The following is a 20659-nucleotide window of genomic DNA, read 5'->3' as shown; positions in this document are numbered from 1 at the left end:
AAAATGCGGGGCGCTGCCGGACGGACGGTTTGCCCGGTTAGAACAAGCCAGACAAGTGGAAAGAGGTTGACATGATTGTGTTGAAAGCCCCCCAAGACAAGGTGCTCGGCGCCCTACAGGCGGTTGCAGGCATCGTGGAGAGGCGCCACACCCTGCCCGTGCTGGCCAATGTGCTGATCCGCAAGCATGGCGGCAGCCTTGAGCTGACCACCAGCGACCTGGAAATCCAGGTCCGTACCACCGCCGAGCTGGGCGGCGACGCCGGCGACTTCAGCACCACCGTAGGCGCACGCAAGCTGATCGACATCCTGCGCTCTATGCCGGCCGACCAGACCGTTTCGCTGAGCGCCAGCGGCTCCAAGCTGACCTTGCAAGGTGGCAAAAGCCGCTTCACGCTGCAGACGCTGCCGGCCGATGACTTCCCGCTGGTACAGGAAGCCGCCGACTTCGGCCCCGCCTTCGCCGTGCCGCAAAAGACCCTCAAGCACCTGATCAACCAGGTGCACTTCTCGATGGCGGTGCATGACATACGCTATTACCTGAACGGCATCCTGTTCGTGGCCGAAGGCAAGAGTCTGACGCTCGTCGCCACCGACGGCCACCGTCTGGCGCTGGCCCAGGCCGAGCTGGAAACCGAAATCCCCAAGCAAGAAGTCATCCTGCCGCGCAAGACCGTGCTGGAGCTGATGCGCTTGCTGAAGGACGGAGGTAAAGATGCCGCCGACGAGCAACCGATCGAAATGCGCTTTGCAGGCAACCAAGCCAAGTTCAGCTTCTCCGGCATGGAGTTCGTCACCAAGCTGGTCGAGGGCAAGTTCCCCGACTACAACCGCGTGATCCCGAAGAGCCACAAATTCAACGTCACGCTGGGCCGCTTGCAACTGCTGGCCAGCTTGCAACGCGCCGCCATCCTGACCAGCGAGAAGTTCAAGGCAGTGCGCCTGTCCTTCGAGCCGGGTCAGTTGTCCATCGTGTCCAGCAACGCCGAGCAAGAAGATGCCCGCGAAGAGATCGACATCGATTACGCCGGCGACCTGATCGAGACCGGCTTCAACGTCACCTATCTGATGGACGTGTTGCAAAACATGAGCCAGGAGATGGTCAGCATCGACCTGAACGACAGCTCGGCCAGCGCGCTGATCACCATCCCTGAGCAGACCGGCTTCAAGTACGTCGTGATGCCAATGCGGATCTAGCCCGACCACAGCAGAGTTTCAACCAGAGCGGGCTTAGGCCCGCTTGTGCGCTTTTGAAGGGCTTGAGTTTTGGCCCACGTTAGAGAGAGTTCCAGATGACAGATGCCCAGAATCCCGAATCCAAGCCCGCTGAAAGCGCCAATGCCGAAGGCCTGACCGACAAGCAGACCGCAGCCGCCGCCTCGGGTGGCGTTTACGGCGCCGATTCGATCCAGATCCTGGAAGGCCTGGAGGCCGTGCGCAAGCGCCCCGGCATGTATATCGGCGACACCTCCGACGGCACCGGTCTGCACCATCTGGTCTTCGAAGTCGTCGACAACTCGATCGACGAATCGCTGGCCGGTCATTGCGACGACATCATCGTCACCATCCACACCGACAACTCGATCAGCGTCATCGACAACGGCCGCGGCATTCCGACTGACGTCAAGATGGACGACAAGCATGAGCCCAAGCGCAGTGCCGCCGAAATCGCGCTGACCGAGCTACACGCCGGCGGCAAGTTCAACCAGAACAGCTACAAAGTCTCGGGCGGTCTGCACGGCGTCGGCGTCAGCTGCGTGAACGGCCTGTCCAAGACGCTGCGCCTGACGGTGCGCCGCGACGGCAAGATCCACCAGCTCGACTTCAAGCAAGGTGTGCCGCAAGACCGCGTGCTGGAGATGCGTAATGTTGACGGGGTGGGCTTTGAAGTCAGCCCGATGAAGATCGTCGGCGAGACCGACAAGCGCGGCACCGAAGTCCACTTCGTGCCCGACACCGAGATCTTCCAGACCAATAACGAGTTCCACTACGACATCCTGGCCAAGCGCCTGCGCGAGCTCTCGTTCCTGAACAATGGCGTGAAGATCCGCCTGGTCGACGAGCGCAACAACAAGGAAGACAACTTCGCCTACGCAGGCGGCGTGAAGGGCTTTGTCGAGTTCATCAACAAGGGCAAGAACACCCTGCACCCGACGATCTTCCACGCCCAAGGCGACAAGATCAGCGACCAGGGCACCAATGTCGGCGTCGAGGTCTCGATGCAGTGGAACGAGAGCTACAACGAGAACGTGCTCTGCTTCACCAACAACATCCCGCAGCGTGACGGTGGCACCCACCTGACCGGCCTGCGCGCCGCGATGACGCGGGTCTTGAACAAATACATCACCGACAACGACCTCGCCAAAAAAGCCAAGGTCGAGGTGGCCGGCGACGATATGCGCGAAGGCCTGGCCTGCGTGGTCTCGGTCAAGGTGCCCGAGCCCAAGTTCAGTTCGCAGACCAAGGACAAACTGGTGTCATCCGAAGTGCGCGCACCGGTGGAAGACATCGTGAGCCGCCTGCTGACCGACTACCTGCTCGAAAACCCAATCGACGCCAAGATCATCTGCGGCAAGATTCTGGACGCGGCGCGCGCCCGTGAAGCGGCCCGCAAGGCCCGCGAAATGACACGCCGCAAGGGTGTGTTGGATGGCCTGGGCCTACCGGGCAAGCTCGCCGACTGCCAGGAAAAAGACCCCGCGCTGTGCGAAATCTACATCGTCGAGGGCGACTCCGCCGGCGGCTCCGCCAAGCAGGGTCGTGACCGCAAGTTCCAGGCTATTTTGCCGCTGCGCGGCAAGATTTTGAACGTCGAGAAGGCGCGTTATGAGAAGTTGCTGACCAGCAATGAAATCCTCACGCTGATCACCGCGCTTGGCACCGGCATCGGCCGCGGCGCCGGCAGCGATGACTTCAACCCCGACAAGCTGCGCTACCACCGCATCATCATCATGACCGATGCGGACGTTGACGGCGCCCACATCCGCACGCTCTTGCTGACCTTCTTTTACCGTCAGATGCCGGAGTTATGCGAGCGCGGCCATATTTATATCGCCCAGCCGCCGCTCTACAAGGTCAAGGTCGGCAAGCATGAGCAATACCTGAAGGATGCCCACGAGCTGGACGGTTTCCTGCTCAAGATCGCGATGCAGGACGCCCATCTGCACACCGGTATTGGCGATGCAGTTCTCTCAGGCGAAGCGCTGGAAACCCTGGCGCGCCAATACGTGACGGCCGAGAGCGTGATCACCCGTCTGTCGAACTGGATGGACTTTGAAGCGCTGCGCGTGCTCTCCAGCGGCCTGGCCATCAACTTGGACAACAAGGAAGCCGCCGAAGCGGCGGCTGTGGCCATGCAAGGTGCGCTGCACGAAGCCGAGGTGCACAGCGAGTACGACGAACGCACCGACAAATTGCTGCTGCGCATCAGCCGCAAGCAGCACGGCAACACCCGCTCCAGCGTCATCAATGCCGACTTCGTGCACAGCGCGGACTACGCAGTGCTGGCCAGCGCCGGCGTGACCTTCAAGGGCCTGATCGGCGAAAACGCTGTGGTGCGCAAGGGCGAAGGCGAGAAGGCCAAGGAAAGCAAGATCCCTGACTTCCGCACCGCGATGTCCTGGCTGATGACGCAAGCCGAAAACTCCGTCGGTCGTCAGCGTTATAAAGGGCTGGGAGAAATGAACCCAAGCCAGCTGTGGGAAACGACCATGGACCCGACCGTGCGCCGCCTGTTGCGCGTGCAGATTGACGACGCCATCGAAGCCGACCGTGTGTTCACGATGTTGATGGGCGATGAAGTTGAGCCACGGCGCGACTTCATTGAGCAAAACGCTTTGAGGGCGGGGAATATCGACGTTTGATTTTTTTGTGCCGGTGAAGGCATAAGCTGAGAATCAGGGGCCCATAAGTTGAGAAACTTATGGGCCTTTTTCTACTGATTACTCATCGCTATTGCCTGAGCCCCAGTAGCGCGCCGGTCTTTTGCGTCACTCGCCCCAGCCGGCTCACCACTCGCCCCAAATCGCAATGGGCAGCGGTAAAAAGCGACCTCACTGCGCTAGTCTTCGGGCTCCATGCAAACAGCCAACGCTGAGCCAGCGCTACATTGATGAAGGTCCAACAGCCCGCCCGCACTGCAGCCAACTCGGCCGACCCTGTCGCCGCCGATCTGCGCGCTTTGCTGCCCGTGCCGCGCTTCGCCTTCGCGCTGGCCTGGGCCCTGCTATGGGTGCTGATGGCCAGCGTGGAGGTGCAGGACTATTGGCGCAATGGCCATAGCGGCATCTGGCGGCCACTGGTCTGGCAGGGCACGTCTTGCCTCGTCAGCACCCTGCTGATCCTGCTGCAGGCGCGCTTCGTAGCGCGCCATGATGCACTGCTGGCCCATCCATGGCGCTGGTTCGCTTCGCAGCTGCGCTGGTTGCCACTGGTGGCCGTCGTCTTTGTGGCGCTGGTGTTCATGCTCAGGCACGGCGTTTATGCCTTGCTGGGCGAACGCTACGAACACCAACCCTGGGGCGAGCTGTTTCTGTATGAAAGCCTCAAGTTCAGCGCCTACTACCTGCTGTTCATCGCGATCTTCTTTGGCATACGCTCCTATGTGGCGATGGTCGCTGCACAACTGCGTGCCGAGCGTTCGCAGGCCCTGGCCCGCCAAGCTCAGTTGCTGCAGCTGGCGCAGCAGATAGAGCCACACTTTCTGTTCAACGCCTTGAGCACGATCAGCGAGATCATCCACTCGAATCCCCAGTTAGCCGACACGCTCTTGAGCCGGCTGGCCGCCTTGCTGCGGGCCGCCACCGACCTGACACGCCGGCCAGAGAGCACGCTGGGCGAGGAGCTGCGTTTGCTGGAAGGCTATGCGGCCATCATGGATGAGCGCTTTGCCGATCGCGTCAGCACAAGGTTCGAGATTGACGCGAGCCTGTGCGCCTTCAAGGTGCCGACCCTGTTGTTGCAGCCGCTGCTGGAGAACGCCTTCCGGCATGGGGTGGAGAAGCATCTGGGCCAGGCGCAGATCACGGTGCGCGCGCAACGCGAGGGCAAGCACTGCATGCGGCTGTCGGTCCAGGACGATGTGGGGCGGCTCCTGCCGCAACAGCAGCCGGTGTTCGGCGCCGGCCTGAGCAATTTGCGTGAACGCCTGGCCACGCGCTTCGGCAGCGAGGCCTCGTTGACGCTGCGCTCGCGCGGTGAGGGTGCCGGTGTCGAAGCGGAGATCGTGTTGCCATGCGTGTGCTGATCGTTGACGACGAGCCGCAGGCCCGTGCGCGCCTGCAGCGCCTGCTCTCGGCCATGCCCGGCATCGAGATCGCCGGCATAGCCAAGGACGGCGAGCAGGCGCTGGCACAGGTGGCTGCCCTCGCGCCCGATGTGATTTTTCTCGACATTCAAATGCCCGGCATCAGTGGTTTGGATGTGGCGGCCTCGCTGCCCGACCCGGCACCGGCCGTCGTGTTCGCCTCCGCCTTTGACCGCTACGCGCTCGAGGCCTTTGACAGCGATGCGGTGGACTATTTGCTCAAACCGGTGGAAGCCGAGCGTTTGGCGCGCGCGCTTGATCGTTTGCGTGAGCGTCTGCGCACGCGCATCAGCCCGACGCGGGCCGAGCAAGCACCGCCGGCACAGTTGCTGATCCCGGATCGCGGCCGCACACATGTGGTGGCGGTTGCTGAGATCCTGTGGCTGGAAGCGGCCGACAACTACGTGCTGCTGCACCTGCTCGATGGCCGCACGCCCCTGCTGCGCCGCAGCTTGGCGGGCCTGCTGGTCGATCTGGGCGTGGGCTTTATGCGCACGCACCGCAGCGCGGCCGTGGCCACCGCGCAGGTGCTGGCGCTGGGTGATTCCGAGCTGACCTTGCGCGGCGGCGCCAGCGCGCCCTGCAGCCGCCAATACCGCGCTGCCGTGCTGGCGCAACTGAGCAGCAATAGCAAAGCCCTATGAGCAAGAACACGCCCCGAAGCTACTTCCTCGACCGACTGCGCGTCGTCTTGACGGCCCTGGTCATCTTTCATCACTGCGCCATCACCTATGGCGGCAGCGGCGGCTGGTTCTACCGCGAGTTCCCTGAGAACCCGAATGTCAGCAGCAGCATCACGCTGACGATGCTGTGCAGCATCAACCAGGCCTTCTTCATGGGCATGTTCTTCTTGATCGCCGGCTATTTCACGCCGGCCGCCTTCGAGCGCAAGGGGGCCAAACGCTATCTTGCGGAACGCTTCATCCGCTTGGGCCTGCCTTTGCTGGTCTTCGGCCTGCTGCTGGGGCCGATGACCGACGCCATGGCCGACATCAGCAAGGGCAATGACTTCTGGTCCGGCTGGCTGTGGCGGCTTGAGCACTTCACTTTTGTCGCCGGGCCGCTGTGGTTTGCCTGGGCCTTGCTGCTCTTCGCCCTGGCCTATGCGGCCTGGCGCGCACTGGGCGGCAAGCACGCAAATGCGGTCCAGCCCGTACCGGGCCATGCGCACTGGCTCGCTGCGGCCTTGCTGGTCGGTGCCGGCGCGATGCTGATACGGCAGTGGGTGCCCACCGGCCGCAATGTGTGGGCGCTGCAACTCGGCTATTTTTCCTCCTACATCATGCTGTTCGCGCTCGGTTGCGCGGCGGCGCGGCATCGCTGGCTGGAGCGCATCGAGCGTCAACACGCACTGCCCTGGTTCTTCATCACGCTGCTGGCAATCCCGGCCTTGCCCTTGGTGGCGGCGCTGTTCGGCGCGTTCGAGGGCAAGTCGGTCAATTTCAATGGTGGCTGGTCCTGGCCGGCCGCAGCCTATGCCTTCTGGGAACCGCTGGTCGCCTGGGGCATCATTGCGCTATTGCTGTGGCAGTTCCGCCTGCGCTTCAATCGGCCCAGCCCAAGCTGGCAGCGCTGGAGCGAGGCGGCCTATGCGGCCTTCATCCTGCATGCGCCGGTGCTGGTGGCGGTGTCATTGGCGCTGCGCAGCTGGCAGGCGGCACCGGGGTTGAAGTTCCTCGTGGTGGGCAGCCTGGCCGTCGCCGCATCGTTCTGGCTGGGTCGCCAGCTGCGGGCGCTGCCGGGCATGACGCGGGTGCTCTGAACCAGTTGCACGCGGGACGTCATGCTGCCCTCAGGACGATTTTTTGCCTCCCCAGCACCAGCGTGGCCGCTCGCCCTTGCACCAGCAAATCAACAGCAGCATGGCCGTCAAAACCGCAACGCTGAGCGAATAGCTGAGGGGCTGCTGCTCGGGCGATAGCAGGAATGCTGCCAACACCATCAAGATCGCGTAAGCGCTGAGCACCAGCCAGCCCTGCCAGCGCACGGGCAAGCCCCAGCCCCAGCCATACCGTTTGGCCGGGAACCAGATATCTAGCTTTAGGGGGTCGATTTCTTCGGTCATTGCATTGCTCCGGTTTGATCTCAGATCTGCACCCGCGTGCCCAGTTCCACCACCGCGTTGTCCGGCAGGCAGAAGAACTCGGCCACGCCGCCGGCGTTGCGACTCATGGCGGCAAACAGGCGCTCTCGCCATTGCACCATGCCCTCACCGGGGGTCGGCACCACGGTTTCGCGGCTGAGGAAGTAACTCGTTTCGAAAGCGGAGATGTGCAGGCCTTTGTCCGCGCACAAGGCCAGGGCCTTGGGCACATCGGGCTGATCCATGAAACCGAAATGCAGGCTCACGCACCAAAAACTCGGTGCCAACTCCTGCAGCACGATGCGCTCGTCCTCGGGCACCCAGGGCCGGTCGTGAAACACCACGGTCATGATCACATTCGTCTCATGCAGCACCTGGTTGTGCTTGAGGTTGTGCAGCAAGGCTTGCGGCACGGTGTCGGGGTTGGCCACAGCATAGACCGCGGTGCGCATGGCGCGGTGGGTCTCAGCGCCGCTCAGGTTTTCGAGGAAGGGTTGCAGCTCCAAGCCGTCGCGCCGGATGCTGCCCATCAGCAAGGCCCGGCCGCGCGACCAGGTGCTCATCACCAGGAACAAGCCCAGCGCAAAGGCCAAGGGGAACCAACCGCCGTCGACAAACTTGATCGCGCAGCCGGCTACCAGCAGCAAATCCACGGCCAGGAAGAACAGCGTGGCCGAATTGGCCACCGGTGCCGGCAAGCGCCAGCCATGCCGCACCACGAAAAAGGTCAGCAGGGTGGTGATCAACATCGTCATCGTCACCGCAATGCCGTAGGCGCCGGCCAAGGCCGAACTGCTGCCGAACAGCAGCACGGCAGCCACCACGCCAAGCAACAAGGCCCAGTTGACGACCGGAATGTAGATCTGGCCGACCTCGCTGGCCGAGGTGTAGCGCACCGTCATGCGCGGTAAGAAGCCCAGCTGTATCGCCTGCTTGGTCATCGAATAGGCACCCGAGATCACCGCCTGTGACGCAATCACCGCGGCCAGCGCGGCCAGCACCACCACCGGCAGCATCAAGCTCTCGGGGAAGAGGCGGTAGAACGGGTTTTCGATCGCGCTCGGGTCGCCGATCAGCAGCGCGCCTTGACCCATATAGTTCAGCGCCAGAGCCGGGAACACCAGCGTCGTCCAGGCCAGCCGGATCGGCTTGGCGCCGAAATGGCCCATATCGGCATACAGCGCTTCGGCGCCGGTCAGCGCCAGCACGATGGCGCCCACGGCGGCGAATACATACCAACCGCGCGCGATCAAGAATTCCCAGGCATGCAGCGGGTTCAAGGCGGCCAGCACCTGCGGCTGGGTCTGAATATGGATCACGCCGATGACGCCCAGCAGCACAAACCACAGCGTGATCACCGGGCCGAACACCTTGCCCATCGCGTGGGTGCCCCAGCGTTGCACCATAAACAGCGCCAGCAGAACGCCCAGTGCAATAGGCAGCACATAGGGTTTGAAGGCCGGGGTGATGACCTCCAAGCCCTCAACAGCACCCATCACGGTGATGGCCGGGGTGATGATGCTGTCGCCATAAAACAGCGTGGCGCCGAACACGCCCAGCAAGAGCAAGCCCTTGTGCAGGCGTGGCTTGCCCGTGCCCACCGCCTTAGCGGCCAGCGCCGTCAAGGCCAAGCCGCCGCCCTCGCCGCGGTTGTCGGCGCGCAGGATCAGGATCACGTATTTGAGCGTCACGACCAGCATCAGCGCCCAGATGATCACCGACACCGCGCCGATCAGATTGGCTGGATTCAGCGCCACGCCAGTGGCGGGCAAGAAAATTTCCTTGACCGTGTAGAGCGGGCTGGTGCCGATGTCGCCATAGACGACACCGATGGCGCCCAGCGTTAGCGCCGGCAGCGCCTGGCGCTGCGGATGGCCGGAATTTGGTAAGACAGAACTGTCTGAGGACATGGTCTCTAGCGGTAGTGGCGGGATTGATGGCCCCACTGTGAAACCTCCTGCATAAGGAAGGCATAAGTGGCACATCAATGGCGCAAAAGTGGCGCTGAAAAGGCAATTAAGGGCCACCACGAACGCCAGGAAAAAATTAGCGACATGGAGGCGTATCGCAGCGGATGAGCCGAACAGCATCTTGGCAAGCGATGACGGGCGTCATATGGCGGGAAGAACATACAGCAAGAAACGCCGCCCTCCTGCTCAACCCTTTAGCCCAAGGTCATCATGAAACTAAGCGCCCTTCTTGCATCCCTGACTCTGCTGACAGCGTTCGCGCCAGTTGGCGCTCACGCTACGGCCTATGAAACCAACCTGATTGCCAGCAGTGATGCCGAATCAGGCACAAGCGCTTGGAACGCGATTGACACCATCTCGATGTTTCAAACCGTGGCCTATGCAGACCCTTTGTTCCTGTATCCGGATACAGCCCATGGCGCAATGCACTTTGCCGGCAGCAGCAGCGCCCTTTCTGCCGGCTGGCAACAAGTCGACGTGAGCGACAAGGCCGCCGACATTGACGGTGGCCGCGTGGCGTTCAAGCTCGACGCCTATCTTGGTGGCGTGGGCAACCAGGAAGACAACACCTTGTTGTATGTGTCTTTTTTGGACGCCTCCGGCATCGAAATCAATCACACCGAACTGGGCCCCAACTACGTCGACCTGCGCGACTATTACACCGTGCTCGCTGCCTTCCACACCAACGGATTTGTGCCCGAGCAGACGCGCGCGATCCGTTTCGACCTGTCGATGGAGGGGCCTGACGGCAACTCCAGCGGCGCCTACGCCGACAACCTGCACTTCAGCCTGACCACGCCAGCCGTGCCTGAACCACAAAGCTACGCGCTGATGCTGGCGGGCCTGTTTGCCGTGGGCGCTGTAGCCCGCCGCCGCGCACGCTGAACCCACGCATTAGCTCACTCTTCACCGTTGACTGGCAGCCCATCATGACTCAAGCCTCTCGTCGCAGATTCCTCCAATCGGCCGCCACCGGCGCCGCCCTCACCGCTTTCCCGGCGGTGATCCAACGCGCGCTGGCCGCGCAAGCCAAGGTTGTCACTGGCACCATCCAGGACGTCAAACATGTGGTGATCCTGACGCAGGAGAACCGCTCCTTTGATCATTACTTCGGCACGCTGCATGGCGTGCGTGGCTTTGGCGACCCGCTGCCGCTGCCGGTGGTTGACCGCCCTGGCACCATCGTGCGCAAGAACATCTGGGTGCAGCCGACCGAGCCGAGCAACAGCGCGAGCACCCCTGCCGTGCCGGGCCGCACACAACCCAAGACCGTGGCGCCGTTCCGGCTCAACACCAAGCTGAACTTCAACCTGATGCGGGTTGACGGCACGCCGCATGGCTGGGGTGATCTGCATTGGGACCAGGGCCGCATGAACTACTGGACCCTGACCAAGCACAACCACTCGATGGGCTACTTCGCCAAGGAGGACATCCCCTTCCAGTTCGCCTTGGCCAATGCCTTCACGGTCTGCGACGCCTATCACTGCTCGCTGGCCGGCTCGACCAACCCGAACCGACTCTTCCTCTTCACCGGCACCAACGACCCGCTGGGCCGCAACGGGGGCCCGGCTGTCAGCAACCGCAATGACTGGTTCGACAACCTGCCCGACTACACCTGGACGACTTACCCCGAGCGCCTGCAGGCGGCCGGCATCTCCTGGCAGGTCTACGAGAATATGGACGACAACTTCACCGACAACTCCTTGGTCGGTTTCAAGTCCTTCCGCGACGGCTGGTTCAACCGCCCCGGTGCCTCGGCCGAACTGAAGGCGCGCGGCATCACGACGCGCGATCTGGATCTGCTGCGCCAGGACGTCGTCAATGGCACGCTGCCCCAGGTATCCTGGATCGTCGCCACCGAAGCCGGCTCCGAGCATCCAGGCCCGTCCAGCCCGGCCCAAGGTGCTGAATACACGGCCAAGGTGCTGGAAGCGCTGACGGCCAATCCGGAGGTCTGGGCCAGCACGGTGCTGTTCATCAACTTCGACGAGAACGACGGCTTCTTCGACCATATGCCGCCGCCGGCTGCGCCTTCGCTGGTTCAATGGGACGCCGATCCGGCCAAGCGCGTCTACGCGGGCGCCTCGACGGTGGCCACCACCGGCGAATACCATGAGGTCGAGAATCCCAACAGCCCAGCTCCCAGCACGCTGCACTGGCCTTACGGCCTGGGCGCACGGGTGCCGATGTATGTGGTGTCGCCGTTCAGCAAGGGCGGCTGGGTCAACTCGCAGGTGTTCGACCACACCTCGGTGCTGCGTTTCATGGAGCAACGCTTCGGCGTGATGGAACCGAATATCTCGGCCTGGCGCCGGGCGGTTTGCGGTGATCTGACCAGCGCCTTCAATTTCGCCAACCCGAACAACAGCACAGCCTTCATGGCGCAGTTGCCCGACACCAAGGCGCTGGCTGACAAGACCCGGGCTTTGAACAACCCGACCAAGCCGCGCCCGACCTTGCCGAGCACGCTCAGCTTGCCGGTGCAAGACAGCGGTGTGCGCCCCTCGGCGGCATTGCCTTACGAACTGGCGGCCACCGCACTCGTCACGTCCTCTGCCGTCAACGTCAGCTTCCAGAACACCGGCAAAGCCGCCGCCGTGTTCCATGTCTACAACCGCCTGCGCCTGGCAGAAATCCCGCGCCGCTACACCGTCGAGGCCGGTAAACAGCTCAGCGGCAGCTGGGCTGCCGATGCCAACGGTGCGTATGACCTGTGGATATTGGGCCCTAACGGCTTCCACCGCCACCTGACCGGCAATGCCTGGCGCCTGAAGGCGGCGACCCAAGCCAACCCGGAAGTGCAGATCAGCTGTGACAGCGTCAGCGGTGACCTGCTCGTGAAGTTGCTCAACAGCGGCAACGCGCCTTGCGTGTTCCAACTGGCCGCCAACCGCTACAGCGCGGCCACGGTCAGCGAGTACACGGTGCTCGCACGCGGCGAAACCAATCTGCGCCTGCCGCTGGCGCAAAGCTACCGCTGGTACGACTTCAGCGCCAAGGTGAAGGACCAGGCCGACTTCAGCCGCCGCTTTGCCGGTCGGGTGGAAACCGGAGCACCATCGATCAGCGACCCGACCATGGGCGGGCTCGCCCGTGCCGATCAATGGCAGGTGTGATCAATCAAGCGAAAAGTGCAGCGGGAGGCCCTGGCGCGATGGCGAAAACCATGGTGCCAGGGCTTGCCCAGCGCAAGTACAACTTGATGCTGAACAGTCTTGCTCCGCTTGCGACTCAAGCTCCAACAAGGTCTGATGCCGTATGGAGCGGCGCTCTGCCCTAACTTGCTCCATCAGCAGCATGGGCAGCCAACGCGACAGGCCCTCAGGCAACGAGGACGCCGCCCTTGCTGAGGGCGGCGCTTGCGATTCAGCGCGACCTATCCATTTCGTAGGCGACGCGGTAGACCGAGCCTGTGGCATCGCGGAACAGCCGCACACGGCGATGACCGTCGGAGCTCAAGAGCATGTCGGCGTTTTCGGCACGCCATTGTTCAAGTGGCTGCCCATCAAGAGCCACCGCAACGCGGTGCGCACCGATATCGACTTTGAGCGTGCGCCCGTCCTCAAGCTCGTAATAGCCGGTCGCTTCGCGCAGCAAGCTGCGTTCGGCAGCGGTGCCGGGCATCGCGGGCACGCCAGCATGCGCAGACAAGGCCAGCGAAGCAAGAAATGCGGCCAGTAGTTTGAACGAGCGCGCATTCTTCAAAGTGGTCAAGGTGGTCATGGTGTTTACTCCTTAGGTTGTTCCGAGGCCAGTCGCCCCGGCAAGCTCAGTGACTGCAAAGCTCGTGCCAGGTCAAAACAAGGGTTTTCCTGGGTATTTCGCCCCATCGCTGGGCTTGACCCCACAGCAACGCGCCAAACGCGGGGATGCTGCACCGCAACATGACACGCGGACACAGGCTCAGCTGCCACTCTCCAGCCGATAGCCGACCCCCGGCTCCGTCAACAAGCGCTGCGGATCGGCCGGCGTGTTTTCGAGCTTGGCGCGCAGCTGCCCCATATAGAGCCGCAGGTAATGGGTGTGTTCCACAAACTCTGGTCCCCACACATCGGCCAGCAAGGTGCGGTGCGTCAACACCTGGCCGGCATTGCGCACCAGCCGCGCCAGCAGCTTGAACTCGGTCGGCGTCAGGTGGACTTCGGCGCCATTCAAACTGACGCTGTGCGCGGCCAGATCCACCCGCAGGCCTTGCTGCTCGTAAAGCGTCTGCGCCGGCCGCGTGTGCACGCCGCGGTGGCGCAGTGCCACCCGCATGCGCGCCAATAGCTCGCTGATGCTGAAGGGTTTAACCAGATAGTCATCGGCGCCGGCATCGAGCAGGCTCACCTTGTGCGCATCTTGTTCGCGCGCCGAGATGATCAGCACCGGCGTGTTCTTGCCCTGCCTCAGCTGCGCCAGCAGTTCGGCGCCGTCACCGTCGGGCAGACCCAGATCCAGCAGTACCAGATCGGGCGCTTCGGCGTGGATCAGCAAGGCCCGCGCCTCGGCCAGGCTGGCAGCGCAGAGCAACTCATAACCCTCTACCCGCAGGGCATTGGCCAAGGTCGCGCGCAACTCGCGGTCATCCTCCAGCAACAAGATTCTCAGCAAGCTCATGCGGGCATTTCCTCGGCCTGGGGTGATGCGACGAGAGGCAGCCAACACTCGAAACTGGCGCCACCATGACCACGCGAGCGGTAGCGCATCTGGCCACCATGCGCCTGGGCGATCGCCCGGCAGGCGGCCAGGCCGACGCCGGCGCCCCGCCGGGCCTTGGCGTCAGGGCCGGCCGCATGCTGCTGCTCGGCACCGCGCTGAAAGGCCTCAAAAATTCGCTCGCGCCAAGCCAGCGGCACCCCGGGGCCGCGATCACGAACCGCCAGCACGACAAAGCGTTGCCCACCCTCCTGCGCCGTGCGGGCCGCGATTTCAATATGGGAAGCGGGCGCATATTTGTGGGCGTTGTCGACCAGATTGCCCAGCAACTGGGTCAACAGCAAGGCATCACAGCGCAGCAAAGGCAGGCCCGGCTGCAGGCAGGCCTGCAGTTCCACGCCATGGCTCTCACCGTCCTCGTTAGAAGTTAGCGTCGCGCGGCGCTGACGGGCACGGCGCAGCACCGCGCCGACGATCTCCTCGGCCGACTCCCAGTCCAGGCGCAGCGACATGCCGGGCGCGTCCAGGCGAGCAAGTTGCAGGCTGTTGGCCGTCATATCGGCCAATGCTTCCGTCTCATCCAGGATCGTGGCCAGCAGCCTCGTGCGTTGCGCCGGGCTCAGGCGTGCGTCCTGATCCTGCAGCGAGGAGGCCGCGCCCATGATGCAGGCCAAGGGCGTGCGAAAGTCATGCGAGATCGCCGCCAGCAAGGCGTTGCGGTTGGCTTGGCTCGCGGCCTCATCACGCGCCATCTGCGCCAGATGCTCGGTCGTCAGTCGCTCCAAAGCCAAGCCCATCTGCGTGCACAGCAGTTGCAAATGGGTCAGCAAACCCGCGTCCATCGCTTGCGCGCGGCTGGGTCGCAAGAGCGCAGCACCGAGGGCGGCGCCGCGCCCGCGAATCGGCAAATACCAATCCGGCTGACCTTCAAACCGAGCGGTGCCGGGCCCGAACGCTTGGGCTTGGCGCAGGCATTGCCAAAGGCCGGCGCGCTGATCGGCGCTCAATTCAGCGCTCAGGTCGGCCGCGCTGCTCGGGCCAGAGGCCGCCAACCAGTGCACCGATTCGGCCAAATTTTGCTGCGGCAACGCCTGCTCTTGACGCAAGAGCATCAAATGCGTCGGCCTGCCCAGCTGCGCCTGCAACTCGGCCTGCAGCAGGGCACCCAAGCTCGCCCAGTCGCGCGCCTCGCGCAGGCTGTCGTTGAAGCTGCGCAGCTGCTCGGCTTGGCCTGCTTGGCGCCGCGCCAGCCCCGCCTGGCGGCGTTGGCTGGCGATTAACAAGGCAGTGATGCAGCTGAGCCCCAGCATCGCGCCCAGCAGCAGCAGGTGCTGATTGCCCTCGACGCTGAGGCTGCCGCGCGGGCTGACGAAATGCCAGTTGAACAGCAACACCGACACTAGGCTCAGCAGCAGTGCCGCCACCAGTGGAAGCCACAAGCTGGCTACCGCCGCCGCCAAGACCAGCAACAGCGCCTGATTGGCCAGATTGACACGCCCATCCAGCCAAAACAGCAGCCACCAAGCCACGACCCAGCTCAGAACGGCCGGCAGCGGCTCAAGCCAAGTACGTTTGAAAGCGACTCGCGCCACGCTCTTGTGATCCATGCGCCCACCTTAGCATTGCGGGCATCAGGAAAGCATCAGGGACGCATGATCCGGCGCGCTCAGAGCTGGGCCGGCTCGATGCTGAGCCGTCGTGCGGCTTGGCTCTGCCCACCGTAACCCCAGGCATCGGCGGGCACTTGTTGCACCACGCAATAGCTGGTCGGATGCAGGCGCCCCAGCGCGACGCCCATCGCCGCATGGACGGCGGCCAGGTAGGCGCTGATCTGGGCGGCGGTATTGGTACCGGCCGTGACCTGAATCTGCAGCTGATAGCTGGCCAGCGTGTCGGCGGCCAGCGACCGCGCGCCGATGAACCAATGCGTGGCCGGCACCAGCTCGATTCGCACAGCGGTCAAAGCGGGGTCTTTGGCCAGATGCTCGGCGGTCAAGTCGGTCAAGTTGGCGGCCAAGTCGCGCAGGCTGGGGTCAGCGCCGGGCGCGGGGCACAGGCTGAGGTGCAGATAAGGCATGGTGGTGTTCTCCTGCTTATGGTTCTAGCCTGGGTTGTCAGTAATAGCGGCTGCGCACATCTGTGCTCTGCCAGCGTGCCTCGACGCGCGCAGCCCAGTTGTCAAACCAGCGATCCAGCCAAAGGCGCGGGGAGCTGAAGAAAGACGGGCTCGAAGCCGGCTCGGGCTGCACTTGGGCGGGGTCGCGATATAGGGCGTAGTTGAGGCTGTTGTTCATGCTGGCTTGCTCGCTGGGTTTGTTTGTGGATTGAGGCTTGGCTTTCGATGGAACAGATGTTATGTTTGCACCAACGCACAAACAACTGCGCAAACTGCACTTGAAGTTTGCAAATACGCACAATGGAGCAACTGGAAGTCGGGCTGGATTGGGATGATTTGCGCTACGCGCTGGCGATTGCCGAAGCAGGCTCGCTGAACGGCGCGGCCAAGCTGATGGGGGTGCGCCACACCACCGTGCTGCGGCGGCTGGATGCTTTGGAAGAGCGGCTGGGCGCGCGCCTGTTCGAGCGTCTGCGCAGCGGCTATCGGCCGACCGAGGCGGGCGAGTTGATGGCGGCGCAGGCGCGCGAGATGCGGCCTGCCATTGCCGAAATGCAGCGCCGCATCGTCGGGCGCGACCTCGAACTGCAAGGCACGCTGCGCCTGAGCACCGCTTTTGTGGCGATGCTTTACCTGCTGCCCGAGGCGCTGGCGGCGTTCCGGCGCGGCCATCCAGGCATCGAGGTGGAGGTGAACGAGAACTCCAGCCTGGTCGATATGTCCAAGCGCGACGCCGATGTGGCGCTGCGCATGAACCGGGTCGTGCCCGAACATCTGGTCGGCCGCCGCTTGGGCGATGTGCGCATGCGTGTCTATGCCAAACGCGGCCAGGCGGGTCTGCCGCAACGCATCTTGCCGGTGAGTGAACTCTGCGCCAACTATCCCTGGATAGGATTTGACCGGGAGCGCCGCTCGCGTTTTTTCGACCGCTGGATGCTGGACCATGTGCCGCCACAAAGCATCGCCGTGCGGCTGGACCTGCTGCATCCGGCCGTGGCGATGGCGCGCACCGGCCTAGCGCTGGCGCTGCTGCCGACCCTGATCGAAGGCCATGAACCGGACTTAGTGCCGGTCTCCGAAGTGCTCAGCGACGTCAGCACGCCGGTCTGGCTCTTGACGCATCCAGACCTGCGCCAGACCGCGCGGGTGCGTGCCTTTATGCAGGAGGTGGGCGCGCACCTGCAGGCGACCTTGGAAGCCGCACCTTGAAATTCGGGCCGGCCGCCCAAGCTGCATAGCCAAACGAGGAATTCATCATGTTGATCACCTGCCCCCATTGCCTGACCAAGAACCGCGTCCCCGATGAGCGCGCAGCCCAAGACCCGGTCTGCGGCAAATGCGGCCAAGCGCTGCTCAGTGGCGAGGTGGTCGAGTTGAGCGACGCCAACTTCGACGCGGTGGTGGCCAGCAGCGAGCTGCCCGTGCTGGTCGACTTCTGGGCGCCCTGGTGCGGCCCTTGCCGGCAGATGGCGCCGCAGTTCGCCATCGCCGCCAAGCAACTCAAGGGTCAGGTCTTGCTGGTCAAGGTGAACAGTGACGAGAGCCCGCAATTGTCACAGCGCTTCGGCATCCGCAGCATCCCGACCTTGTTGCAAATGCAGCAGGGCAAGGAGTTGCAGCGCATGTCGGGGGCGCTGCAAGCGCCGCAGATCGTGGGCTGGCTGAAGCGCTGATCAAGCGGCGCTGAACGCTTCAGGCCCAGCGCCCAACCGGCATGGCGGCCGGGCTGAGCAAGACCAGGCGCTGCCAGCGGCGCTGCAGCAAGAACAAGGTCAGACTCAGGCTCAAGCCCACGGAGATCCAGATGCTCACGCCCAACCAGTCCAGACCGGCCAATACTCCGCCGCCGGCGATTGTGAGCATCATGGGCAGCACTTGATGCGCGCCCACCGGCGCGGATTGGCGGGACCAATCGCGCAACATATAGGTGCCCATGGGCAAGGCCAGCAGAAGCGCATACAGCCCGACACGTGAGGCCTGTCCAGGCGCTGCGGGCGCCATCATCAGGCCAATCAAGACCAGCGCGAAGCCCCATTGCAGATAGAACTGGGTCAACAGACGCCGCGCCATCAGCCGATTCAGCGCCTGGCCGCGCGGCATGCCGGGCAGCAAGATCAGCAGCGCCTGCTCGCGCCGGCTCCGATGCAGGCACGCGGCCAGGCCTATCAGCGGGTTCAATGCCATGCTGATGATGCCGATCTGCAGGCCAAAGCCGCCACCGGAACTTAGTCCGGCCCAATCCAGCGTATAGAACTGCGCAAACACTGTGGCGCCAATGGCCAAAAGCGCCGAAATAACCGTCAAAGCCCCCAGCATGCTGGTCCAGTGCAGATTGCCCAGGTACACCAGTTCGGCACGCGCCAAGGCGCTGCGCGCCGCGGGCCGGGCATGTTGGAGCAGATAGCGCTGCCACAGCGGCTGTGGCCAAGAGAACAAGCGCATCATGGTCAAACCGGTCTTGCCGGCGTATTTGGCGGTGGACAGGCCACGCGTCTGCTCGGCAAGGGCCAAACGGATTTTCTCGGCCGCCCGATAGTTCGCTTGATGTGCGGGCCCGCCGTCTTGCAGCAGCCGGCTCACCAGCCAGGGCAGGATCAGAACGGCCAGCAGCGCCAAGCTAGCGGGCTGCAAGGTGTACCACTGCAGCAGCCCGCTCCAAACGCGCATGCACGCCGCACCAACTGGCCCCCAAAAGGCAAGGCTAATGACAATCCAGAAGTAAAACCACAGCTGTATCCAGCGCACAAAAGCTGCCACGACGAGCATCAGCGCGGCCGCACCCAAACCCCAGGCCAGCGGTTGACCCAAATGCGAGCCAAACAGCAGCGCCGTGATGAGGCTCAAAAACAGCAACAGGCCGATGGCGCAACGGCGCAAGCGGTCGAGATGGCCGGGCACGAGGCGGGCCGCGTTTGGATGGTTCTGCCGCCGCAGGCTGGCAAAACAGATACCCCACAGAATCAGCACGCTCGCGCCAGCGTCGATGCCAAGGACCACGAGCGCCGCATTCAGGTCGGCAAAGATGGCGCAAGCGATTGCCACCGCCACCGACAAGAGCAGCAATGCGAGCCACACCCATAGCTCACCGGTGTGACGGCGCTGCTGAAATGGCGTGGCCAAGAGCGGACCGTACTGTTCCCAAAGCTTGCGCATAGTCATGTCAGCTCCATGAACAGGTCTTCCAGATTGACGCGCTCACTGCTGAGGCCTGCGTGCAGCGGGTCATTCACCCCCGACTGGGGAAGGCGCAGCAGGCAGCGCTCGCGCCCACCCTCTAGTGGGCTGCGGCTCAAGGCTTGTACGCCCCCGGCGGCGATCAGCGCTTGCAACTGCGCGCTCGGCCCCGTCACCGCGCGCACCTCATCCAGCAACTCATCCAGCGGCGCTTGCAAGCCGATGCGGCCTTGCTTCAAGAAGGCGACATTGAAGGCCACGCGCTCCAGGTCCGACAAGATATGGGTGGAGAACACCACCGTCGTGCCGCGGTCCAGCACCTGTTCGACCAGCTCGCGCAGAAAGTCGCGCCGCCCGGCCGGGTCAAGGCTGGCCACTGGCTCGTCCAGCACCAACAAGTCCGGTTCATGAGCGAGCGCACGGATGATGGACAGGCGCTGCTGCTGGCCGCCGCTGAGCTTGGCAATGGGCTTGTCGCGTGCAATGTCCCAACGCGACAAAAGGCCTTCGACCTTGGCCTCGTTCCAGCGCGGATAAAAGCTCTTGAAGTAACGCAGCAGCTGCGCGGGCGTGAAACCCTCGAACAAATCGCTTTGCTGCGGCACATAGCCGATACGGGCACGGCCGGCGTCGTCCAACTCAGCGGCGTTCTGACCGAACAGCTGCACCGCCCCGAGCTGCGGCTCGCGCAGACCCAACACGCTCTCCAGCAAGCTGGTCTTGCCGGAGCCGTTGCGGCCCAAGAGGCCTACAACTTGGCCGGGCAGCAGTTGCCAGTCCAAGTTACTCAAGACCGTCTGCTGGCCATAGCTCAGGCTCAGCCCCCGCACCTCAGCAGTGGCTGTACTTGACGTCGTGACTGCGCTCATGCGGCGCCTCCCTTTTCTTGATTGAGAATTTGATCGAACAGCTGCAAGGCCTGTCGGGTCGACACCTCCAGCTGATGCACCTCGGCCGCCGCCCGCTCCAGCGTCGGCCGCAGCAGCTCGAGTCGGTCAAGCGCCGGTTGCGCTTTGCTGTGCTGTGCCGCCACCCGCATCGCCAAGCCGCGCCGGCGCTCCAGCAACCCCTCGGCTTCGAGCAGGCTATAGGCCTTGGAGATCGTCATCGGGTGCACGGCCAAGGCCTGCGCGACCTCGCGCACCGAGGGGATTTCCTGGCCGGCGACCAGCTGCCCGCTGGCCACACGGCGGCGCACCTGCTCGACCAACTGCCGATAAATCGGTTCGGTCGAGCCAGTATTGATTTGAAAGAAAAAGCCGTCGGCGCTCAAAGCTGCTCCTTATGTGCACCAGCATAGTAGTACACACATACAGGTCGCGTCAAGTTCCCGGCTGCAGCGCTTGCGCGCGAGGACGGGCGCGCTTCATGTGA

The 20659-nt window shown here is 63.5% G+C and carries 19 protein-coding genes; 9 read left to right on the top strand and 10 right to left on the bottom strand.

The window, feature by feature from the left end:
- The first annotated feature begins 71 nt into the window (after nt 1–71).
- From dnaN to PRZ03_RS02590, 5 genes are all read left to right on the top strand, one after another.
- The gene (dnaN, locus tag PRZ03_RS02610) at nt 72–1196 is read left to right on the top strand and encodes a DNA polymerase III subunit beta (RefSeq protein ID WP_263534208.1); all 1125 of its coding nucleotides are present in this window, start codon (nt 72–74) and stop codon (nt 1194–1196) included.
- A gap of 95 nt (nt 1197–1291) precedes the next feature.
- The gene (gene gyrB, locus PRZ03_RS02605) at nt 1292–3862 is read left to right on the top strand and encodes a DNA topoisomerase (ATP-hydrolyzing) subunit B (RefSeq protein ID WP_273598887.1); all 2571 of its coding nucleotides are present in this window, start codon (nt 1292–1294) and stop codon (nt 3860–3862) included.
- A 248-nt stretch (nt 3863–4110) separates the two neighbouring features.
- The gene (locus tag PRZ03_RS02600; RefSeq protein ID WP_273598886.1) at nt 4111–5244 is read left to right on the top strand and encodes a sensor histidine kinase; all 1134 of its coding nucleotides are present in this window, start codon (nt 4111–4113) and stop codon (nt 5242–5244) included.
- Nucleotides 5232–5948, top strand: a complete 717-nt coding sequence (locus tag PRZ03_RS02595) for a LytR/AlgR family response regulator transcription factor (RefSeq protein ID WP_273598885.1) — start codon at nt 5232–5234, stop codon at nt 5946–5948. The genes PRZ03_RS02600 and PRZ03_RS02595 overlap by 13 nt, the downstream gene beginning before the upstream one ends.
- Entirely contained in the window at nt 5945–7066 is a 1122-nt protein-coding gene (locus tag PRZ03_RS02590) for an acyltransferase family protein (protein ID WP_273598884.1), read from the top strand. Before PRZ03_RS02595 ends, PRZ03_RS02590 begins: the two co-directional genes overlap by 4 nt.
- 30 nt (nt 7067–7096) lie before the next feature.
- Here PRZ03_RS02590 and PRZ03_RS02585 read toward each other — a convergent pair whose 3' ends face one another.
- Nucleotides 7097–7369, bottom strand: coding sequence for a hypothetical protein (locus tag PRZ03_RS02585; RefSeq protein ID WP_273598883.1), 273 nt, complete (start codon nt 7367–7369; stop codon nt 7097–7099).
- Nucleotides 7370–7389: 20 nt separating this feature from the next.
- Entirely contained in the window at nt 7390–9297 is a 1908-nt protein-coding gene (locus tag PRZ03_RS02580) for a potassium transporter Kup (RefSeq protein WP_273598882.1), read from the bottom strand.
- A gap of 270 nt (nt 9298–9567) precedes the next feature.
- Here PRZ03_RS02580 and PRZ03_RS02575 point away from each other — a divergent pair, with 270 nt between their 5' ends.
- On the top strand, nt 9568–10242 hold the full coding sequence (locus tag PRZ03_RS02575) for a PEP-CTERM sorting domain-containing protein (RefSeq protein WP_273598881.1): 675 nt from the start codon (nt 9568–9570) through the stop codon (nt 10240–10242).
- 44 nt (nt 10243–10286) lie between these two features.
- The gene (locus PRZ03_RS02570) at nt 10287–12473 is read left to right on the top strand and encodes a phosphocholine-specific phospholipase C (protein ID WP_273598880.1); all 2187 of its coding nucleotides are present in this window, start codon (nt 10287–10289) and stop codon (nt 12471–12473) included.
- 250 nt (nt 12474–12723) lie between these two features.
- Here PRZ03_RS02570 and PRZ03_RS02565 read toward each other — a convergent pair whose 3' ends face one another.
- From PRZ03_RS02565 to PRZ03_RS02545, 5 genes are all read right to left on the bottom strand, one after another.
- Nucleotides 12724–13080 (bottom strand): hypothetical protein, encoded by a 357-nt coding sequence (locus PRZ03_RS02565; protein ID WP_273598879.1) that lies wholly within the window; start codon nt 13078–13080, stop codon nt 12724–12726.
- 180 nt (nt 13081–13260) lie between these two features.
- A complete protein-coding gene (locus PRZ03_RS02560) occupies nt 13261–13956 on the bottom strand; it encodes a response regulator (protein ID WP_273598878.1) in 696 nt (231 codons plus the stop codon).
- On the bottom strand, nt 13953–15602 hold the full coding sequence (locus PRZ03_RS02555) for a sensor histidine kinase (protein WP_273598877.1): 1650 nt from the start codon (nt 15600–15602) through the stop codon (nt 13953–13955). The genes PRZ03_RS02560 and PRZ03_RS02555 overlap by 4 nt, the downstream gene beginning before the upstream one ends.
- A gap of 59 nt (nt 15603–15661) precedes the next feature.
- Nucleotides 15662–16072, bottom strand: coding sequence for a tautomerase family protein (locus PRZ03_RS02550; protein ID WP_273598876.1), 411 nt, complete (start codon nt 16070–16072; stop codon nt 15662–15664).
- Between the two features lie 37 nt (nt 16073–16109).
- Nucleotides 16110–16289: a hypothetical protein gene (locus tag PRZ03_RS02545; RefSeq protein WP_273598875.1), complete on the bottom strand. Its 180-nt coding sequence runs from the start codon at nt 16287–16289 to the stop codon at nt 16110–16112.
- A 122-nt stretch (nt 16290–16411) separates the two neighbouring features.
- Here PRZ03_RS02545 and PRZ03_RS02540 point away from each other — a divergent pair, with 122 nt between their 5' ends.
- Nucleotides 16412–17320: a LysR family transcriptional regulator gene (locus PRZ03_RS02540; RefSeq protein ID WP_273598874.1), complete on the top strand. Its 909-nt coding sequence runs from the start codon at nt 16412–16414 to the stop codon at nt 17318–17320.
- 47 nt (nt 17321–17367) lie between these two features.
- Nucleotides 17368–17784 carry a thioredoxin TrxC gene (trxC, locus tag PRZ03_RS02535; RefSeq protein WP_273598873.1) on the top strand — a complete coding sequence of 139 codons (417 nt, stop codon included), beginning with the start codon at nt 17368–17370 and terminating at the stop codon, nt 17782–17784.
- A 19-nt stretch (nt 17785–17803) separates the two neighbouring features.
- Here the strand turns inward: trxC and PRZ03_RS02530 are convergent, their stop codons facing one another.
- Genes PRZ03_RS02530 through PRZ03_RS02520 form a run of 3 tightly spaced genes read right to left on the bottom strand, consistent with a single transcriptional unit; the run spans nt 17804 to nt 20558 of the window.
- The gene (locus PRZ03_RS02530) at nt 17804–19270 is read right to left on the bottom strand and encodes a hypothetical protein (protein ID WP_273598872.1); all 1467 of its coding nucleotides are present in this window, start codon (nt 19268–19270) and stop codon (nt 17804–17806) included.
- Complete coding sequence (locus PRZ03_RS02525; protein ID WP_273598871.1) at nt 19267–20154, bottom strand: ABC transporter ATP-binding protein; 888 nt, start codon at nt 20152–20154, stop codon at nt 19267–19269. The genes PRZ03_RS02530 and PRZ03_RS02525 overlap by 4 nt, the downstream gene beginning before the upstream one ends.
- A complete protein-coding gene (locus tag PRZ03_RS02520) occupies nt 20151–20558 on the bottom strand; it encodes a GntR family transcriptional regulator (RefSeq protein ID WP_273598870.1) in 408 nt (135 codons plus the stop codon). The genes PRZ03_RS02525 and PRZ03_RS02520 overlap by 4 nt, the downstream gene beginning before the upstream one ends.
- Nucleotides 20559–20659: the final 101 nt, after the last annotated feature.

It is taken from the genome of Roseateles albus, from assembly GCF_028595345.1.
Taxonomy (GTDB): Bacteria; Pseudomonadota; Gammaproteobacteria; order Burkholderiales; family Burkholderiaceae_C; genus Paucibacter_A; species Paucibacter_A albus.
Note: the sequence above shows the minus strand (reverse complement) of the source record. Positions and strands in the feature narration are given on the sequence as shown.

Bases quoted from the DNA above. Each gene is read 5' to 3' on its own strand.
- PRZ03_RS02595 (WP_273598885.1), top strand. From the start codon at position 5,232: ATGCGTGTGCTGATCGTTGACGACGAGCCGCAGGCCCGTGCGCGCCTG.
- PRZ03_RS02590 (WP_273598884.1), top strand. From the start codon at position 5,945: ATGAGCAAGAACACGCCCCGAAGCTACTTCCTCGACCGACTGCGCGTC.
- PRZ03_RS02585 (WP_273598883.1), bottom strand. From the start codon at position 7,369: ATGACCGAAGAAATCGACCCCCTAAAGCTAGATATCTGGTTCCCGGCC.
- PRZ03_RS02545 (WP_273598875.1), bottom strand. From the start codon at position 16,289: ATGAACAACAGCCTCAACTACGCCCTATATCGCGACCCCGCCCAAGTG.
- PRZ03_RS02530 (WP_273598872.1), bottom strand. From the start codon at position 19,270: ATGACTATGCGCAAGCTTTGGGAACAGTACGGTCCGCTCTTGGCCACG.
- PRZ03_RS02575 (WP_273598881.1), top strand. From the start codon at position 9,568: ATGAAACTAAGCGCCCTTCTTGCATCCCTGACTCTGCTGACAGCGTTC.
- PRZ03_RS02565 (WP_273598879.1), bottom strand. From the start codon at position 13,080: ATGACCACCTTGACCACTTTGAAGAATGCGCGCTCGTTCAAACTACTG.
- PRZ03_RS02600 (WP_273598886.1), top strand. From the start codon at position 4,111: ATGAAGGTCCAACAGCCCGCCCGCACTGCAGCCAACTCGGCCGACCCT.
- PRZ03_RS02560 (WP_273598878.1), bottom strand. From the start codon at position 13,956: ATGAGCTTGCTGAGAATCTTGTTGCTGGAGGATGACCGCGAGTTGCGC.
- PRZ03_RS02580 (WP_273598882.1), bottom strand. From the start codon at position 9,297: ATGTCCTCAGACAGTTCTGTCTTACCAAATTCCGGCCATCCGCAGCGC.
- dnaN (WP_263534208.1), top strand. From the start codon at position 72: ATGATTGTGTTGAAAGCCCCCCAAGACAAGGTGCTCGGCGCCCTACAG.
- gyrB (WP_273598887.1), top strand. From the start codon at position 1,292: ATGACAGATGCCCAGAATCCCGAATCCAAGCCCGCTGAAAGCGCCAAT.
- PRZ03_RS02525 (WP_273598871.1), bottom strand. From the start codon at position 20,154: ATGAGCGCAGTCACGACGTCAAGTACAGCCACTGCTGAGGTGCGGGGG.
- PRZ03_RS02540 (WP_273598874.1), top strand. From the start codon at position 16,412: ATGGAGCAACTGGAAGTCGGGCTGGATTGGGATGATTTGCGCTACGCG.
- PRZ03_RS02570 (WP_273598880.1), top strand. From the start codon at position 10,287: ATGACTCAAGCCTCTCGTCGCAGATTCCTCCAATCGGCCGCCACCGGC.
- PRZ03_RS02550 (WP_273598876.1), bottom strand. From the start codon at position 16,072: ATGCCTTATCTGCACCTCAGCCTGTGCCCCGCGCCCGGCGCTGACCCC.
- trxC (WP_273598873.1), top strand. From the start codon at position 17,368: ATGTTGATCACCTGCCCCCATTGCCTGACCAAGAACCGCGTCCCCGAT.
- PRZ03_RS02555 (WP_273598877.1), bottom strand. From the start codon at position 15,602: ATGGATCACAAGAGCGTGGCGCGAGTCGCTTTCAAACGTACTTGGCTT.